The 17,841-nt window shown below is 70.8% G+C and carries 14 protein-coding genes; 10 read left to right on the plus strand and 4 right to left on the minus strand.

Annotation, left to right across the window (positions count from 1 at the left end):
* Nucleotides 1-4 precede the first annotated feature (4 nt).
* The 3 genes from CPCC7001_RS09815 (at nucleotide 5) to purF (ending at nucleotide 4,988) form a co-directional block, all read left to right on the plus strand.
* Nucleotides 5-910: a hypothetical protein gene (locus tag CPCC7001_RS09815; protein WP_006909225.1), complete on the plus strand. Its 906-nt coding sequence runs from the start codon at nucleotides 5-7 to the stop codon at nucleotides 908-910.
* 66 nt (nucleotides 911-976) lie between these two features.
* Nucleotides 977-3,427: a phosphoribosylformylglycinamidine synthase subunit PurL gene (gene purL, locus CPCC7001_RS09820; RefSeq protein ID WP_050757228.1), complete on the plus strand. Its 2,451-nt coding sequence runs from the start codon at nucleotides 977-979 to the stop codon at nucleotides 3,425-3,427.
* 49 nt (nucleotides 3,428-3,476) lie between these two features.
* Nucleotides 3,477-4,988 carry an amidophosphoribosyltransferase gene (gene purF / locus CPCC7001_RS09825; RefSeq protein ID WP_006911165.1) on the plus strand — a complete coding sequence of 504 codons (1,512 nt, stop codon included), beginning with the start codon at nucleotides 3,477-3,479 and terminating at the stop codon, nucleotides 4,986-4,988.
* 46 nt (nucleotides 4,989-5,034) lie between these two features.
* Here the strand turns inward: purF and CPCC7001_RS09830 are convergent, their stop codons facing one another.
* The 3 genes from CPCC7001_RS09830 to queG all read right to left on the minus strand — a co-directional run bounded on the left by CPCC7001_RS09830 (nucleotide 5,035) and on the right by queG (nucleotide 9,512).
* Entirely contained in the window at nucleotides 5,035-7,539 is a 2,505-nt protein-coding gene (locus tag CPCC7001_RS09830; RefSeq protein WP_006911380.1) for a DNA topoisomerase (ATP-hydrolyzing) subunit A, read from the minus strand.
* Nucleotides 7,540-7,630: 91 nt separating this feature from the next.
* Nucleotides 7,631-8,518, minus strand: a complete 888-nt coding sequence (locus tag CPCC7001_RS09835) for a tetratricopeptide repeat protein (RefSeq protein WP_043368912.1) — start codon at nucleotides 8,516-8,518, stop codon at nucleotides 7,631-7,633.
* A gap of 25 nt (nucleotides 8,519-8,543) precedes the next feature.
* Nucleotides 8,544-9,512 carry a tRNA epoxyqueuosine(34) reductase QueG gene (queG, locus tag CPCC7001_RS09840; protein WP_006910646.1) on the minus strand — a complete coding sequence of 323 codons (969 nt, stop codon included), beginning with the start codon at nucleotides 9,510-9,512 and terminating at the stop codon, nucleotides 8,544-8,546.
* Between the two features lie 45 nt (nucleotides 9,513-9,557).
* Here queG and CPCC7001_RS09845 point away from each other — a divergent pair, with 45 nt between their 5' ends.
* From CPCC7001_RS09845 to CPCC7001_RS09875, 7 genes are all read left to right on the plus strand, one after another.
* Nucleotides 9,558-10,226, plus strand: coding sequence for an HpsJ family protein (locus tag CPCC7001_RS09845; protein ID WP_006909848.1), 669 nt, complete (start codon nucleotides 9,558-9,560; stop codon nucleotides 10,224-10,226).
* Nucleotides 10,227-10,296: 70 nt separating this feature from the next.
* The gene (locus tag CPCC7001_RS09850; protein ID WP_006909761.1) at nucleotides 10,297-11,022 is read left to right on the plus strand and encodes a DUF502 domain-containing protein; all 726 of its coding nucleotides are present in this window, start codon (nucleotides 10,297-10,299) and stop codon (nucleotides 11,020-11,022) included.
* On the plus strand, nucleotides 11,022-11,657 hold the full coding sequence (gene nusB / locus CPCC7001_RS09855; protein WP_006910045.1) for a transcription antitermination factor NusB: 636 nt from the start codon (nucleotides 11,022-11,024) through the stop codon (nucleotides 11,655-11,657). Before CPCC7001_RS09850 ends, nusB begins: the two co-directional genes overlap by 1 nt.
* Nucleotides 11,657-13,246, plus strand: a complete 1,590-nt coding sequence (gene ftsY, locus CPCC7001_RS09860) for a signal recognition particle-docking protein FtsY (protein ID WP_006909980.1) — start codon at nucleotides 11,657-11,659, stop codon at nucleotides 13,244-13,246. The genes nusB and ftsY overlap by 1 nt, the downstream gene beginning before the upstream one ends.
* A gap of 35 nt (nucleotides 13,247-13,281) precedes the next feature.
* Entirely contained in the window at nucleotides 13,282-14,694 is a 1,413-nt protein-coding gene (locus CPCC7001_RS09865; RefSeq protein WP_043368913.1) for a PP2C family protein-serine/threonine phosphatase, read from the plus strand.
* A gap of 22 nt (nucleotides 14,695-14,716) precedes the next feature.
* Nucleotides 14,717-16,186, plus strand: a complete 1,470-nt coding sequence (gene argH, locus CPCC7001_RS09870) for an argininosuccinate lyase (RefSeq protein WP_006909949.1) — start codon at nucleotides 14,717-14,719, stop codon at nucleotides 16,184-16,186.
* 83 nt (nucleotides 16,187-16,269) lie between these two features.
* Entirely contained in the window at nucleotides 16,270-16,779 is a 510-nt protein-coding gene (locus tag CPCC7001_RS09875; protein ID WP_006910165.1) for an RNA-binding protein, read from the plus strand.
* A 19-nt stretch (nucleotides 16,780-16,798) separates the two neighbouring features.
* On the opposite strand, the gene dusA is transcribed toward CPCC7001_RS09875, so the two are convergent.
* Nucleotides 16,799-17,836: a tRNA dihydrouridine(20/20a) synthase DusA gene (gene dusA, locus CPCC7001_RS09880; RefSeq protein ID WP_006909735.1), complete on the minus strand. Its 1,038-nt coding sequence runs from the start codon at nucleotides 17,834-17,836 to the stop codon at nucleotides 16,799-16,801.
* Nucleotides 17,837-17,841: the final 5 nt, after the last annotated feature.

Raw genomic sequence — 17,841 nt, forward strand, 5'->3', positions numbered from 1 at the left:
CGCGGTGGCCCTCCCCGAGCAACTGCTGCTCAGCGATCTGCTGCGGCGCCGGGTGCGCTGCCAGGAGGGTCTGGAACGGGGTGCGGGCCTGGTGGTGTGGATGCATCCCCCCGTCCATCGCGTGCTCGGCTGGGTCACCAAGCCCTCGGCCTTCGGCAACCGCCGGCTGGTGTGGCGTCTGAACCAGCTGCGGGGCCTCCTGGAGCTGGAGGCCCTGGTGAAGGGGGACCCCGCCGAGACCGACCAGGAGACCATCGAACGGCTTCCCACCCTGATGGAGGCGTCCCTGCTGGACGCCCGGCGCCAGCCGATCGGCACGCTCGCCGATGCCGCCATCGAGCTGGCCACCGGCCGGATCCGCCACTACCTGGTGAGCCGCAGCGATCCACGCCTGCCCGGCAGCAGCCGCTGGCGTCTCAGCCCCGAGCGGATCGTGGATCAGCAGCCCGGCCAGGTGTTCACCGCCCTGGAGGGTCTCGATGACCTGCCGCTGGCCCGGGCCAGTGTGCGTCAGGAATTCCTGCGGCGCTCCCGCCGCTGGCGCGAGCAGATGCAGGAGGAGACCAGCCGCCTGCGGGAGCAGTTCCAGCAGGCCGGCGACCGCTTCGAGGAGCGGGTGGAGGGCTGGCTGGAGGAGCCTCCCTGGGAAGCCCCCGACCAGGACCCGGCGCCACGGCAGCGCTGGGATGACGGCGACGAGGACTTCGATCCCCGGCCACCCGCGCCGACCGGCCTCGACCCCGAACCCTGGGAGGAGCCCTGGGAGGACGTTCAGGATTCCGCAGACCACCAGGATCCGGAGGACGACTGGTGGGACCCGGAGCCAGCCGAGGCACCACCGGAGCCTGGCGAACGGGAGCCTCGCCGGCGGCGGCCGGCCCCGGCCAGGGCCGACGATCCCTGGATCTGAGCGCCAGGCTCCGGTTGCCGGCAGGGGCTCAGCCACACTGGACGCTGCTGAACCCTCCTGGCTGTGGTGGCTGGCCTCAACGACGCGGCTCCCGACGACGCGGCTCCCGACGACGCGGCTCCCGGCTACGACGTGAGCGGAGCCCTGCGCAAGGAAGGCCTGAGCCAGGCCGACTACGACGAGATCTGCCGCCGCCTGGGCCGCGCCCCCAACAGGGCCGAGCTGGGCATGTTCGGGGTGATGTGGTCGGAGCACTGCTGCTACCGCAATTCGCGTCCCCTGCTCAGCCAGTTCCCCACCAGTGGCCCGCGCATCCTGGTGGGCCCCGGCGAGAACGCCGGCGTGGTGGATCTCGGCGAAGGCCAGCGCCTCGCCTTCAAGATCGAGAGCCACAACCACCCCTCCGCTGTGGAGCCGTTCCAGGGAGCGGCCACCGGCGTGGGCGGCATCCTGCGCGATATCTTCACCATGGGGGCCCGGCCGATCGCCCTGCTCAACGCCCTGCGCTTCGGCCCCCTGGAGGATGAGCGCAACGTGGGCCTGATGGAGGGGGTGGTGGCCGGCATCGCCCACTACGGCAACTGCGTGGGCGTGCCCACCGTGGGTGGCGAGGTGGCCTTCGACCCCAGCTACTCCGGCAACCCGCTGGTGAACGCCATGGCCCTCGGGTTGATGGAGACCGAGGAGATCGTCTGCTCCGGTGCCCGCGGTGTGGGCTATCCGGTGGTGTACGTGGGCAGCACCACCGGCCGGGACGGCATGGGTGGTGCCAGCTTCGCCAGCGCCGAACTCACCGAGGCCTCCCTCGATGACCGTCCTGCCGTGCAGGTGGGCGACCCCTTCCTGGAGAAGGGGCTGATCGAGGCCTGCCTGGAGGCCTTCCAGAGCGGGGATGTGGTGGCCGCCCAGGACATGGGCGCCGCCGGCCTCACCTGCAGCTGCTCCGAGATGGCCGCCAAGGGGGGGCTGGGCATCGAGCTCGACCTCGATCGCGTGCCCGCCCGTGAGAGCGGCATGACCCCCTACGAGTTCCTGCTGAGTGAATCCCAGGAGCGGATGCTGTTCGTGGTGAAGCCCAGCCGCGAGGAGGCTCTGATGGCGCGCTTCAGCCGCTGGGGCCTGCAGGCCGCCGTGGTGGGCCGTGTGCTCGAGCAGAACGTGGTGCGGGTGCTGCAGAACGGCGCGGTGGCGGCCGAGGTGCCCGCCAGTGCCCTGGCCGATGACACGCCGATCAACCACCACGAGCTGCTGGCCGAGCCTCCGGCCGCGATCCAGGCCCATTGGCGCTGGAGCGAGGCGGATCTGCCCACCGCCGGGCCTGCGGGCATCACGCCGGCCACGGGTGAGCGGGCCGGCCGGCCCACCAGCTGGAACGAGGCTCTGCTGGCCCTGCTGGATGACCCCACCATCGCCTCCAAGCGCTGGGTGTACCGCCAGTACGACCACCAGGTGCAGGCCAACACGGTGGTGCCGCCGGGGGGCGCGGATGCGGCGGTGGTGCGCTTGCGGCCCCAGCAGGGGCAGGGATCCCTCACGGCGGTGCACCGCGGCGTGGCGGCGGTGGTGGACTGTCCCAACCGCTGGGTGGCCCTGGATCCGGAGCGCGGGGGCCTGGCGGCGGTGGCCGAGGCGGCCCGCAACCTCAGCTGCGTCGGTGCCGAGCCCCTGGCGATCACCGACAACCTCAACTTCCCCTCCCCCGACACCGCCACCGGCTACTGGCAGCTGGCCATGGCCTGCCGCGGCCTCTCAGAAGCCTGCCGGGCGCTCGGCACCCCGGTGACGGGCGGCAACGTCTCCCTCTACAACGAGACCCGGCTGCCGGACGGCTCCATGCAGCCGATTCACCCCACGCCGGTGGTGGGCATGGTGGGTCTGGTGCAGGACATCCGCCAGGTGCGCGGTCTGGCCTGGCGGCAGAGCGGTGATGCCATCTGGCTGCTGGGCCTGCCGCTGGTGGAGCAGGGCAGCGCTTCAGATCCCTCCGCCCACAGCCCGGGCCTTGACGATCGCGTCGGTCTCGCCGGCAGCAGTTACCTGGCCTGCCTGCACGGCCTCAGCACCGGTCGTCCGCCCCGCACTGACCTGCCGCTGGAACGGCAGGTGCAGGCCTTTCTGCGCCAGGGGATCACGGCCGGCCTGGTGAGCAGCGCCCACGACCTCAGCGATGGCGGCCTGGCGGTGGCCCTGGCCGAGTGCTGCATCGCCGCCGGCCTGGGGGCCGCTGTCGATCTGGCGCCCTGCGCAGACCGGATCGACCGGCTGCTGTTCGCCGAGGGCGGCGCCCGCCTGCTGGTGAGCGTGCCGGCATCGCAGGCCTCGGCCTGGGAAGAGGCCCTGGCCGGTGCCGGTACGGCCGTGCCCGCCCAGCGTCTGGGTGCGGTGAGCGCCGAGCCCCTCCTCTGCATCGCCCAGGGCGGTGAGGATCTGATCCGCTTGCCGGTGGCAGAGCTGCGGGAGCGGTTCGAGCAGGCCATCCCGCGCCGCATGGGGGTGGATCTCCCTCCCACGGCCTGACCACAGCCCTCGTGCAGAATGATGACCCGACGTCTGTGGTGATGGGCTTGTGGTGGTAGAGCATCCGGAGCCCGCCCACGAGCCCTCGACCACCCCATCAACCCTGCCGGACCGGCCTGACAAGCCCGAGGAAGCCTGCGGCGTCTACGCGGTGCTCGCGCCTGGTCAGCAGGTGGCCAACCTCACCTATTTCGGCCTCTACGCCCTGCAGCACCGGGGCCAGGAGTCGGCCGGCATCGCCGTCTTCGACGCCGAGCAGCATGTGCGGCTCCACAAGGACATGGGCCTGGTGAGCCAGGTGTTCGACCAGGAGGTGCTGGAGCGGATGCCGGGCGATCTGGCCATCGGCCACAACCGCTACTCCACCACCGGCAGCAGCAAGGTGTGCAATGCCCAGCCCGTGGTGCTCAACACCCGGCTCGGTCCCTTCGCCCTGGCCCACAACGGCAACCTGGTGAATGCGTCCCAGCTGCGGGAAGACCTCGGTGCCATCGCCAGCGAGCTCACCTCCACGACCGATTCGGAGCTGATCGCCTTCGCCCTGCAGCGTGCCGTGAATGCCGGCGGCGACTGGGAGGCCGCCATCCGGGAGGCTGCCGGGCTGTGCCGCGGCGCCTTCAGCCTGGTGATCGGCACCCCGGGTGCCCTGTTCGCCCTGCGCGATGGTCACGGCATCCGTCCACTGGTGTTCGGCCATCTGGGGGAACCGGGCCAGGCCCAGTGGGTGGTGAGCAGCGAGACGTGTGGCCTCGACATCATCGGCGCCACCTACGAAGACGACGTGCAGCCCGGGGAGATCATCCGGTTCGTGCAGGGAGAACCCACACCCCAGCGCAGCCGCTGGTGCGACGAGCCGGCCAAGCTGTGCGTGTTCGAGATGATCTACTTCGCCCGGCCCGACAGCCGTTTCTTCGGCGAGTCGCTCTACAGCTACCGGGTGCGGATCGGTGAGGTGCTGGCTCGCGAAACTCCGGTGGAGGCCGACATCGTGATCGGCGTTCCCGACTCCGGCATCCCGGCTGCGATCGGCTTTTCCCAGGTGAGCGGCATCCATTACGCCGATGGCCTGATCAAGAACCGCTACGTGGGCCGCACCTTCATTCAGCCCACCCAGGCGATGCGGGAGGCGGGCATCCGCGTGAAGCTCAACCCCCTGCCGGATGTGCTGGCCGGTCAGCGGGTGGTGGTGATCGACGACTCGATCGTGCGCGGCACCACCAGCCGCAAGCTGGTGGCGGCCCTGCGGGAGGCGGGTGCCCGGGAGGTGCACATGCGGATCAGTTCCCCCGCTGTCACCCATCCCTGCTTCTACGGTATCGACACCGACAGCCAGGACCATCTGATCGCCGCCCGGCTCACCCTGGAGGAGATCTCGGCCCACCTGGGTGTGGATTCCCTCGCCTACCTCAGCAAGGAGGGCATGGTGGAGGCGGCCCAGGCCAACTCCTCCCATTTCTGCACGGCCTGCTTCGACGGCCAGTACCCGATCGAGATGGATGAGGCCGTGCGCTCCAGCAAGCTCATGCTGGAGCCCGCCGGCATCGCCGCCAGCGTGCGCTGAGGCTGCCCCCCGATCTCGCCGCTTGGTTCGGCGCTCGGCTCCGCGCTCAGGTCAGCAGCGGCACCAGATCCCGCAGGCTCTCGCCTGGGCGCAGCTCGAGGGTGAGGCCGCTGCCGTTGGCATCTTCCAGCGCCAGGCTGCCGCTGCTGAGGCGGGCACTTCGGTTCTCCCCCGCCAGCACCGCCACCAGTGGATGCTCGCCGCTGCTGAGGGCCACCAGGGCGTCACCCCGCTGGCTGAAGCGGATGCCGATCAGGCCCAGATCGCCCCGCTCACAGCGCCGCAGGCTCTCCACCGCCAGTTTCTTCACCTGCCCCTGGCGGCTGGCCAGCAGCACGCTGCCACTGGCCGGCACGCAGGCCGCCCCGACGATCTGTTCATCGGGCAGCAGGCGCATCAGCACCGGACCCTGGGCGGTGCGTCCCATCAGCGGAACCTGCTCTTCATTCGCCTCCAGCCGCAGCATGCGGCCCGTGCTGCTCGCCACCACCAGCTCAGCGCCGCTGCGGCAGGGCACCACCCGCTGCAGGGTCACCCCCTCCTTGAGCTTGAGCACGGTGGCGGCCCGGCCGGAGAGGTCCTGCAGATCGTCCAGGGGCAGCCGCTTGAAGCGCCCATCACTGCTCAACAGGCCGATGCTGAGGTGCGGGTCGCTGCCCTCCTGCAGCGGCAGCACCTGCATCACCGAAGCCCCTTCGAGGCTGTCCGGCAGGAACCGCTCCAGGGGACCGGGCTGCTGACCCGCGAACTCCCAGCGCAGCACCGCCACACGCCCGTCAGTGGTGAAGGCCAGCACCTGGGGCTGGCTGGCCACCGTCAGCAGCAGCTGGGCCGGAGCGGGATGCTCCCCCAGCGGTGCCGGTTCCTCCAGATGGAGCCGGCCCAGCACCTGGGGCGTGACGATCTTCACCGCCCGGTCGGCCTGGATCAGCACACGGCTGTCGCTGGCCAGGGCCTCCAGCGCCTGCTGGCGCTGCAGCTCCGCATTCGGACGGGCGGCGGCGGCGCGCTGGGCCACCAGGTCGTCACCGCCCTCCACCAGGCGGGTGCGGCGGGGGGTGCCGTAGCGCTTCTTCAGGGCCCTGAACTCGGCCACCATCGCCTCGAGAAGGCTGTCGCGGTCGTCGAGCAGGTGGCGCAGCCGGGTGCGTTCCGTGCGCAGCTCCTCCGACTCCTGGCGCAGGCTCTCCTGCTCCAGGCCGGTGAGGCGGCGCAGCGGCATGGCCAGCACCGCGTCGGCCTGGCGTTCGCTCAGGTCGAGGCGCACCTGCAGGCTCGCCCTGGCGCTGGCCGCATCGGCCGCCGCCGTGATCATGGCGATCACCTCCTGCAGGGCATCGAGGGCCTTGATCAGCCCCTCCACCACCTCCAGGCGGTCCTCGCAGCGCCGCAGGGCGTGACGGGTGCGCCGGATCAGGGTGAGCTCCCGGTAGTCAAGGAACTCCTGCAGCAGGCGCCGCAGGCTCAGCTGCACCGGCTGACCGTTCACCAGGGCCAGCAGGATGGCGCCGAAATTGCTCTGCAGGGCGGTGCGGCGCTGCAGCTCGGCCAGCACCGTGTCCGCGTTGGCGTCCCGGCGCAGCTCCACCACCACCCGCATGCCCTCCCGGTCGGATTCGTCGCGGATGTCGGCGATACCGCCGATCTTGCCGTCGTTCACCTGCTCGGCCAGCTTCTCGATCCAGCCCGCCTTGCTGAGCTGGTAGGGCAGCTCGGTGATCACAACGGCGCTGCGCCGGTGGCGGCCCTTGCCGGGCTGCACCTCCTCGATGTGGGCCACCCCCCGCATCGGGATGCTGCCCCGTCCCAGCCGGTAGGTGTCGCGCACGCCGCTGCTGAGCAGCACCTCACCGCCGGTGGGGAAGTCGGGCCCAGGCACGAGGGCGAACAGCTTCTCGTCGCTGAGGTCGGGCTTGCGGATCAGAGCGATCATGGCGTCCACCACTTCGCCCAGGTTGTGGGGGGGGATGTTGGTGGCCATCCCCACGGCGATGCCGGTGCAGCCGTTCAGCAGCAGGAACGGCAGCTGGGCCGGAAGCACGGTCGGCTCCTGCTGGGAGCCGTCGAAGTTGGGGGCGAAGTCGACGGTGTCGTTGCCGATCTCGTCGAGCAGGCCCTCGTGGGCGATCGGGGCCAGGCGCGTCTCGGTGTACCGCATCGCGGCCGGTGGATCGTCGTCCACCGAGCCGAAATTGCCGTGGCCGTCCAGCAGCGGATGGCGGCTGGCGAAGGTCTGCACCAGCCGCACCAGCGCGTCATACACGGCCTGATCGCCATGGGGGTGGTACTTGCCGAGCACATCCCCCACCACGCGGGCGCACTTGCGATAGGGCCGGTCGGGGGTGAGACCCAGCTCGTGCATCGCGAAAAGGATGCGGCGCTGCACTGGCTTGAGACCATCGCGGGCATCGGGAAGGGCCCGGCCCACGATCACGCTCATCGCGTACTCGAGGTAGGAACGCTGCATCTCCTGATGCAGGGCGATCGGCTGGATCCGGCCGTCGCCGCCCGGATCACCGCCGTTGCGTTCGTTGCCGCGCTCCTCGGCCATCCGGTGCTGGGGTCTGGGGGCGAGAGGTGCGGCTCAGCCTACCGATGGGCTTTTCGAGGCGGCCTTTCGCCGCCGGCCGTCCCGCTGCCCCCTAGAGGCCGGTGTCCCCATCCGGGCTGGCGTTGGCCAGGGCGCGGTCCACGTAGGTCTTCAGTTCTGCCTGCTGCAGCAGCTCCTGGGTGGTGGTGCGCAGCTTCGGGCCCCAGAGCTGTTCCTTCTGGTAGCTGTCCAGCACGTAGTTGGGTTCGGTATCCAGGGCCCTGCTGGCCCGTTCGAGCGCCTCGGCCCTGGCTTCACCGCCGCGGTCGAACAGGCTGGCCGCCAGGGCGAGGTTGGGTTCGGCGGCATCGGGCTGGATCTTGAGCACCCGTCGCCAGCGGGCGATCGCTTCGTTGGTCTTGCCCTGCTCGTAGAGCACCAGGGCCTGGTTGTTGATCGCCTCCCAGAAGTCCCGCCGCAGATCGCTGGCCCGCTCGAAGGCCTTGAGGGCCAGGGACGGCTGGCTCAGCAGGATGTGGGCGTTGCCCAGGTCGAAATGGGCGCTGGCGTTGCGGCTGTCCAGCCGCAGCCCCTCCTGCAGCAGGCCAACGGCCTGTTCGGGCCGTCCGTCCCGCAGCGCCAGAGACCCCTCGGCGAACCAGATGCCGGCATTGCGCGGATCCAGCTCCTTGGCCCTGGCCAGGGACTCGGCCGCGGCCTTGAGCTGGCTGCTGCGCAGCTGGGCCTCGGCCAGCAGCATCCAGCCCCTGGGGTCCGCCGGCAGGAGTTGCACCGTCAGGGCCGCCAGCCGGGCGGCATCGTCAGGCTGCCCCAGCCGCAGCAGCCGGGCGGCCGCCTGGGCGATGCCCAGGCCCGCACCCTGCAGCTCCTCGCTCGGGGGCACATAGACGTAGGGCACCAGGGCGTTGGCCGGTAAGGTCTGGCTGAGGCTCAGTCCCAGGGCGACGAGTGGAAAGGCGCGCAGCCAGCGCGAAGCCATTGAAACGGATCGGTTCCCTTCCACCCTAGGGAGTGGCTCCCCCTCCGGTACCGCCCGCGTGACGGTGGAGAGCCTGGAGATTGCGCCGCCACATCCAGGGTTTGATGCGCCGCAGGGCCGAGGCCCGCAGCCGCTCATCCCAGGTGGCGTCATCCCAGTGGAGGGCTTCGGCGGCGGGCAGATCCAGCATCCAGCTCCGCGGGGTCATGTCCGGATCGGTGGAACTCTCCAGGGGTTGCCGGTTCCAGGGGCAGACGTCCTGGCAGATGTCGCAGCCCGCCACCCACCCCTGCAGGTGCCGGCTGATCGCGGAGGGCAGGACAGGCTCCCGGCTCTCGATCGTGTGAAAGGCGATGCAGCGGCGGCTGTCCACAACGAAGGGTTCGCGGATCGCCTGGGTGGGACAGGCGGCCATGCAGAGGCTGCAACGGCCGCAGAGGGCTGGTGCGGGTGCATCCGCCGGCAGCGGCACGGTGGTGAGCAGGTGTCCCAGCAGCAGCCACGAGCCACGCCGCCGGTGAATCAGGTTGCCGTGCTTGCCGATCCACCCCAGTCCGGCCTCCTCGGCCCAGGCCTTGTCCATCAGGGGGGCGCTGTCCACGCAGGCCCGCCAGCGGCTTCCGGGCATCTGGTTCTCCAGCCAGCGACCGAGTTGGCGCAGCCGGCCATCGATCACCCGGTGGTAATCCCGCCCCCAGCCGTAACGGGCCACTTTCGGAGCACCGGCACGCCGCTCCACCGCCACGAAGTAGTTGAGTCCCACCGCGAGCACGCTCCGCACCCCGGGCAGCAGCGCCTCCACCTGCCGCCGCCGGGGGTCGGCCATCCAGGCCATCTCCGCCTGGTAGCCGCGGGCCAGCCAGCGCTCGAGCGCTGCGCTGCGCAGCCGCAGCCGGGCTCCGCCCGGCACGGCGGCCAGGCCCACCGGATCGAACCCCAGCGCCCTCGCCCTCCGTTTCAGGCTGGCCGCCAGCTCGGCGGCGGCGTCGCTCATGGCCCGTACAGTTGCCGCACAACCTCAGTTTGCGGCGCACAGCCTGTGAGTACAGCCACCTCCGGCCGTCTGGCCTTCCTCTCCCGCTGGATCGGGCTCACCCTGGTGGTGCTGATGGCCCTGCAGGTCATGGCGCTGGTGGCCGCCTGGAACTGGTCGCTGGAGCCATTCCGCCAGGTGTTCGTGGACCGGCTGGTGGCCGATGCGCCGCTGGCCCTGGTGGGTCTGCTGCTGATGCTGATCGGCAGCCGCCTCGAAGCTCCGGCGGGCCGCACGCCGCTGCGCTGGGTCACGGGTCTTCTCGGCGTCGTGCTGGCGATCACGATGGTGGTGGTGGTGCCCCTGGCCATCGATGCTGAGGCGGCCCTGGCCGCCCAGATGCAGCAATCCGAGTCGTCCATCGCCCAGCAGACGGCCCAGCTGCAGATGCAGCAGCAGCAACTTCAGGATCCCGCCTTCGTGGACCAGTTGATCGCCGAGGCTGAGAAGGAGGGGCGGATCCCCGCCGGCGCCACCGATGAACTGAAGCGCCAGAAGGCCCAGGAGTTCATCGATGCCCAGCTCAAGCCCCAGCTGGCCCAGGCCCAGGCCCAGCTCGACCAGGCCCGTCTCGGTCGGGATCTCTCCCTGCAGCAGCGCCGTTTCGGGGTCACCGCCCGGGCGGCCGTGCTGGCCATCGGCTTTGCTCTGCTCGCCCTGGCGGCACTGGTCTGACAGACCGGCCTGGGACGCGGCTGGCTAAGTTGCCCGGTGGTAGCTGTCGGCCGGATCGCCGGGTTTCGCCTTGGTTCAATCCAGTCCCAGACCTGACCTGCCCCTGGGCAACCGCCTGCAGCAGGACCTCAAGAACGACCTGATCGCCGGGCTTCTTGTGGTCATTCCCCTGGCCACCACGATCTGGCTGGCCACCACGGTGAGCCGCTTCGTGCTGGCGTTCCTCACCTCCATCCCCAAGCAGTTCAACCCGTTCAACACCCTCAACCCGGTGTTGCAGGAGCTGATCAACCTCGGGGTGGGTCTGCTGGTTCCCCTGCTGGCCATCCTGCTGATCGGCCTGATGGCCCGCAACATCGTGGGCCGCTGGCTGCTGGAATTCGGTGAGGGCACCCTGCTGCGGATTCCCCTGGCGGGATCGGTGTACAAGACCCTCAAGCAGCTGCTGGAAACGTTCCTGCAGGGCAATTCCTCCCGCTTTCGTCGGGTGGTGCTGGTGGAATACCCCCGCGAAGGCCTGTTCGCCCTCGGCTTCGTCACCGGTGTGCTCGGCACCGCCCTGCAGGCCGGCTTCAACGAGCCCATGCTCAGCGTGTTCATCCCCACCGCACCCAACCCCACCACCGGCTGGTATGCGGTGGTGCCCGAGCGGTCGGTCCGCGACCTCAACCTCTCGGTGGAGGATGCCTTCCGCACCATCATTTCCGCCGGCATCGTCAACCCGGACGAGCGCGAAACTCCCAACCGCAGCTTCTCCAGCCTTCTGGCCCAGCTGCGTGCCCCCCAGATGTCCTGATGCAGAGCCGCACCCTTTCCCGCGAACTGGCCCTGCTGATGCTTGGCCAGATCAGTGACCGCGGCGACGGTGGCGCCGCCGGAGCGGACCTCCCCCTCGATCAGCTCCTCAACCAGGCCCTGGCGAGCCTCGGTCAGCACGTTCGTGAAGCCCTCGACCGTTCCGCTGAGGATCTCCAGACAGCCCAGCAGCACCTGCTCGACAGCGAGCTGCAGGAGCAGGGGGCCGCGCAGCTGCCGCGGGTGCGGCAGCATCTGCAGGAGGGCCTGGCGGCGGCGGAACAGGCCCTCAACCGCCTCTCGGCCGGTCTGGAGTTGCCCAGGTTGCTGCTGCTCGCCGATCAGGAGGAGGTGCGCCGCGATGCCCTGGCCCGCGCCGCTGCCGTGGTGCGCCAGCGTGAAGCGATCGACCGCCGCCTCGATGCGGTGATGGAGGGCTGGCGCCTGACCCGTCTGCCGCGCATCGATCGGGACATCCTGCGCCTGGCCGCCGTTGATCTGGCTGATTTCCACACTCCAGCGCCGGTGGCCTGCAACGAGGCCGTTGACCTGGCCAACCGCTACAGCGACGAGCGGGGCCGGCGCATGATCAATGGCGTGTTGCGGCGCTACACCGACGCGGTCACGGCTTCCTGATGGTGTTCGACTGGTTCCGGCGAAAGATCGCCGCTGCGGAAACCCCCGCAGCCGACAGTGCCGCCCCGACTGCCCCGCCGACTGCGGCTCCGCCCGCGGCGCTTAAGGAGGATGTGGCGGCATCGCCATCCGCAGAGACAGCCCCGCAGGCGGCTGCAGAGGATGCCCGCCCGCCTGCCAGTGGTGGCGACCAGGACGCCCTGGCCTGGGCCCGCGAGGCCTACGCCAGGCTCAAGGCCCAGCAGGAGGCGGCCAAGGCCGCGGCCACTCCAGCTCAGCCCGAAGCGCCCGCCTCAGATTCCCAGCAGCAAGCCGCCCCCCAATCCGAGGCGGTGCCGGAAGCCGAGGCGGTGCCGGAAGCCGAGGCGGTGCCGGAAGCCGAGGCGGTGCCGGAAGCGCCCCCCCAGCCAGCCACCACGCCCTCCCCCGGTCCGTCGCTCCTCGAGCAGGCCGCTGCCCAGCGGGCCGAGCGGCAGCAGGCGATCACGGCCGCCGCGACCCCGGCTCCGTCGGCCCCCCCAGCTCCGGAACTCCCGGCTCAGCCAGCGGCCCCGGCAGACATGGCCGAGCCCCAGCTCGGTGCCTTCGACGACACCTTCACCTGGTCGGCCGAGGTGCTCGCTGCCCAGGGCAAACGGGTGGACGAGGTGTCGCTGGAGGAGATCGACTGGCTGGGCCGCCTGCGCCAGGGCCTCGAGAAGACCCGCCAGGGCTTCGTCACCCAGCTGCTGGAGAAGCTCGGCGACGACCCCCTCAGCCCCGAACAGCTCGACGATCTGGAGACCACCCTGCTGCGGGCCGATGTGGGGGTCACCGCCACGGATCAGGTGCTCGATGCCCTGCGCGAGCGTCTCAACCGCGAGGTGGTGGATCCCGCCGAGGGGATCCGCTTCCTCAAGGAACAGCTGCGGGACATCCTCGAGCAGCCGATCCAGACCAGTGCCTCGCCGCTGCTGGCTCCTGAGCGCGGCCGCCTCAACGTGTGGCTGCTGGTGGGGGTGAATGGGGTGGGCAAGACCACCACCCTCGGCAAGCTGGCCAACCTGGCGGTGCGCAGCGGCTACAGCTGTCTGATCGCCGCCGCCGACACCTTCCGGGCCGCGGCGGTGCAGCAGGTGCAGGTGTGGGGCGAGCGCAGCGGGGTGCCCGTGATCGCCAATCCCAGTGCCAACGCCGATCCCGCCGCCGTGGTCTACGACGCCCTGGGGGCGGCCAAGGCCCAGGGCACCGAGCTGGTGCTGGTGGATACGGCCGGTCGGCTGCAGACCAAGCACAACCTCATGGAGGAACTGGCCAAGGTGCGCCGCATCGTCGACAAGCTGGCCCCCGATGCCGCCGTGGAGTCGCTGCTGGTGCTCGATTCGAGCCAGGGCCAGAACGGCCTGCGTCAGGCCATGGCCTTCGCCTCCGCTGCCGGCCTCACCGGCGTGGTGATCACCAAGCTGGATGGCAGCGCCCGGGGGGGCGTGGCTCTGGCGGTGGCCTCGGAGGCCAACCTGCCCATTCGCTTCATCGGCGCCGGCGAGGGGATCCGGGATCTGCGCCCCTTCAACAGCTTCGAGTTCGTGGAGGCCCTGCTCGCCGGCTGATCGCGGCTACCCTGCGGATCCCCTGCGGCTGCGCGTTGAGCCAGACGCCGCCTGCCCGTCCTGCCTCCGCTCCGGCCTCAGCCTCGGCTTCCGCCGCCGCCTCGGTGCGTCAACTGCTCGACAGTCTCAACCGGGAGCAGCGCAGGAACCAGGAACTGCTGGCCTCCCTGGGCTTTGCCCTGCGCAGCGTCACCAACCTGGGCCGGCTGCTGGAGCTGGTGCCCCTGGTGGCCTCACGCCTGGTGGAGGCGGAGGGTGCCGTGCTGCTGGTGTTTCGCGAGGACGGCCGCCTGTGGCGGGAGCAGCTCCAGGCCACCCCCTACGACCGCTGCCGCGCACTCCTGCGTCAGCTGGCGTCCCAGCCGGAGGATGAGACCGCGGCCATCGGCAGCGATCCCGCGGCGGCGGCCCTGCTGGATCAACGGGTGGCGCGCCTCCTCGACGGAGCCCAGGTGTTCGCCACCTCGGTGGTGTGCCGCAGCCATCAGCGCGGACGCCTCTACGTGTTCAGCCAGCGGCCGGGGTTCAGCTGGAGCGAGGCCCACCGCCGCCATGTGCAGCTGGTGGCGGATCTGGTGGGGGTGGCCCTGGAGAACGACACCCTGCTCCAGGACATGCGCCGGCATGAGCGGGTGGACCGTCAGCTGAGCATCGGCGCGGAGGTGCAGGGCCAGCTGCTGCCGGATCACTGTCCGGTGATCGAGGGGATCGAGCTCGCCGCCCGCTGCCGGCCGGCCTTCCAGGTGGGGGGCGATTATTACGACTTCATCCCCACCCGCCCGATGCGCCAGGGCCGGCCCCGGGAGAAGGAGCGCTGGGCGCTGGTGATGGGGGATGTGATGGGCAAGGGGGTGCCCGCCGGTCTGCTGATGTCCCTGCTGCGCGGCATGCTGCGGGCCGAGGTGCTGAGCGGCCATCCGCCCGATCGCATCCTGCATGACCTCAACCAGCTCGCCCAGGAGGATCTGGCCCACTCCCACCGCTTCGTCACGCTCTTCTATTCCGACTACGACCCCCGCACGCGCCTGCTGCGCTACGGCAATGCCGCCCACAATCCACCGCTGCTGTGGCGCCGGCACGGAGATCGCATCCAGCGGCTCGATGCGCCCGGCCTGCTGATCGGTCTGCAGAGCGAGGCGGAGTACGGGGTCGATGCCACCGTGCTGGATCCGGGGGATGTGGTGCTGTATTACACCGATGGCCTCACGGAAGCCACGGGTCTGAATGGGGAGCGCTACGAAGAAGCGCGGCTGGTGGAGAGTTTCCGCAGTGCCTGCAGGGCCGGCCTCGGTGCCCAGCAGATCCTCGAGCGGCTGTTCGAGCGCCTCGATCGCTTCGTGGGGGCCCAGCGCCACCTCGAGGACGACGCCTCGATCGTGGTGCTGAAGGTGCGCGAGGAGCTGGTGCTGCCCACCCTGCCGCCGCCCGGGAGCCGAGTGGCAAGCTGACTGCTTGCCTGCTCCCGCCGCGATGGCCGCCGCACCCTCCCCCTCCCCTGACAACGGCGGCACAGCTGGTGTCAGGGGGGCTGGTGTCGCCGGGTCGGGTGTCACGGGTGGGGAGGCCGCCGGCTGGAGCAACCGCTTCGAGCAGGGTCTGCATCCGGCGATCGAGCGCTTCAACGCCTCGATCGGGTTCGACATCGCCCTGCTGCAGGAAGACCTGGATGGCTCGATCGCCCATGCCCGCATGCTCGGCCGCTGCGGCGTGGTCAGCCCCGGTGAGGCGGAGCAGCTGATCGCAGGCCTGGAGCGGGTGCGCGCCGAGGCGGCTGCCGGCAGCTTCAGCCCCGGGGTGGAAGCCGAGGACGTCCACTTCGCGGTGGAACGCCGCCTGATCGAGCTGCTCGGGCCCCTGGGCAAGAAGCTCCACACCGGCCGCTCCCGCAACGACCAGGTGGGTACCGACCTGCGGCTGTGGCTCCGCCGCCACATCGACGCCATCGATGCCGCCCTGGTGCGCTACGAGCGGGCCCTGCTGGCCCAGGCCGAGCGCCACGCCGACACCCTGATCCCCGGTTACACCCATCTGCAACGGGCCCAGCCACTCTGTCTGGCCCACCATCTGCTCGCTTACATCGCCATGGCGGAGCGCGACCGGGAGCGGCTGCAGGACGTGCGCCGCCGGGTGAACATCTGCCCGCTCGGTGCCGCGGCCCTGGCCGGCACCCCCGTGCCCATCGACCGGCGTCAGACCGCCGAGGAACTCGGCTTCGGCGCGATCTACGGCAACAGCCTCGATGCGGTGAGCGACCGTGACTTCACGGTGGAGTTCATGGCGGCAGCCTCCCTCGTGCTGGCGCACCTGAGCCGCCTCAGCGAGGAGGTGATTCTCTGGGCCAGCGAGGAATTCGGCTTCATCGGCCTCACCGACCGCTGCGCCACCGGCAGCAGCCTGATGCCGCAGAAGAAGAATCCCGACGTGCCCGAGCTGGTGCGCGGCAAGAGTGGCCGGGTGTTCGGCCATCTGGTGGGCCTGCTCACCATGATCAAGGGTCTGCCCCTGGCCTACAACAAGGACTTCCAGGAAGACAAGGAGGCTCTCTTCGATGGGGTGGCCACCGTGCTGGGCTGCCTCGAAGCGATGGCGATCCTGTTCGAGGAGGGGTTGGAGTTCCGTCCCCAGCGGCTGGAGTCCGCCGTGGCGGCCGATTTCTCCAACGCCACCGACGTGGCCGATTACCTGGTGGCTCGGGGGGTGCCCTTCCGGGAGGCCTACCAGCTGGTGGGAGGCCTGGTGAAGGCCTGCCTGCAGGAGGGAGTGCTGCTGAGGGAGCTGCCGCTGGAGCGCTGGCAGGCCCTGCACCCCGCCTTTGCCGAGGACATCTACGCGGCGATCGATCCGCGCCAGGTGGTGGCGGCCCGCCGCAGCGAAGGGGGAACGGCCTTCGATCAGGTGGCGGCGCAGCTCGCGGCGGCGCGCCGCCGGTTGCTGCCCTGAACGGGGCCTGCTGCCCAGCGGGCGCCGGCGTCAGCCGGGCCTAGGCTTGGGCCGTTCGAGGCCCGAGTGCCTACCCCTGGTTCGTGAGCATCTTTGTCGGCAATCTGCCCTTCCGCGCGGAGCAGGAGGATGTGGCGGAGCTGTTTGCACCGTTTGGTGAGGTGGTGAGCTGTGCGCTGCCCCTGGAGCGCGACACCGGCCGCAAGCGGGGCTTCGCCTTTGTGGAGATGGCCGATCCCGAGGCCGAAAGCCGTGCCATCGAGGCCCTGCAGGGCAGCGAACTGATGGGACGCCCCCTGCGGATCAACAAGGCCGAGCCCCGGGGCGCCGCGCCGCGCCGCGGCGGCTACGGCGGTGGAGGTGGTTCCGGTGGTGGCTACGGCGGCGGCTATGCGCCGGGCGGAGCCGGCGGCGGCGGTGGATACAGCCGTCCGGGGGGTGGTGCGGCCGGCCAGGATCGAGGCTCCGGGGCACGGGGCTGGGAAGACCGCAGCTATGGCGGCAACGCCGACGGCTTTGAGGCCGGCCGCACCCGGCGGCGGCGCAGCAGCGGTTACGGCGCCGGCGAGGGCAGCGGCGACGTCCACTCCTGATCGGCGCCGCAGGCCCCGGTCAGTGGCCGGCGTCCTCCAGCTGCCGGGCCGCCAGCTCCAGCACCTCGGGCCCTGCGCCCGGCCGGCTGGCGGCCTCGGTGAGCGCTTGACGCCAGCGGCGAGCCCCGGGCACGCCTTCCACCACATGCACGAGGTGGCGGGCGATGGGCCAGAGGCGACCGCCGCGGCCGCACCAGCGCTCGGCGTGGGGCACCAGGCCCCGCACCACGTCGGAGGCTTGGGGTTCCCCGCGGCTGGGGTCGCCATGGAGGCTGCGATCCACCCCCGCCCAGCGCAGGGGGTGGGCGTAGGCGGCCCGGCCCACCATGGCGCCATCCACGTGATCGAGCTGCTGGCGGCAGGCTTCCGGCGTCTCCAGCCCGCCGTTGAGCTCCACGATCAGCTGGGGTCTGTCCCGCTTGAGGCGGTGAACCCAGTCGTAGCGCAGGGGCGGGATCGTGCGGTTCTGCTTGGGATCGAGGCCCTCGAGCCAGGCCTTGCGGGCGTGCACGCTGAAGCGGCAGGCACCGGCGGCCGCCACCGTGTCCACGAAGCCCAGCAGCTCGGGGTAGGAGTCGTGGTGGTCGATCCCGATCCGATGCTTCACCGTCACCGGCAGCGAGCAGGCCGCGGCCATGGCGGCCACGCAGGCGGCCACCTGCTCGGGGTGGGCCATCAGGCAGGCTCCGAAGCGCCCCTTGCGCACCCTGTCGCTGGGGCAGCCCACGTTGAGGTTGACCTCGTCATAGCCCCAGGCCTCCGCCAGGCGGCAGGCCTCCGCCAGCAGGGCGGGATCGTCACCGCCCAGTTGCAGGGCGATGGGCTTCTCGATCCGATCGAAGCCCAGCAGCCGCTCCAGCCGGCCGCCCGGGGCCTCGGCCCCCGGCGCCTGCCGGGCGTGGTGCAGGGCCAAAGCCACCACCATCTCCGTGTAGAGGAGGCTGTGCCGGGTGATCTGCCGCATCAGCACCCGGAAGTGCCGATCGGTGCAGTCCATCATCGGCGCCACGCTGAAGCGGTAGCTGCACCTCTCGACCTGCCGCATCGCTCCATCCATGGCGT

This window comes from Cyanobium sp. PCC 7001, from assembly GCF_000155635.1.
Lineage (GTDB): Bacteria > Cyanobacteriota > Cyanobacteriia > PCC-6307 > Cyanobiaceae > NIES-981.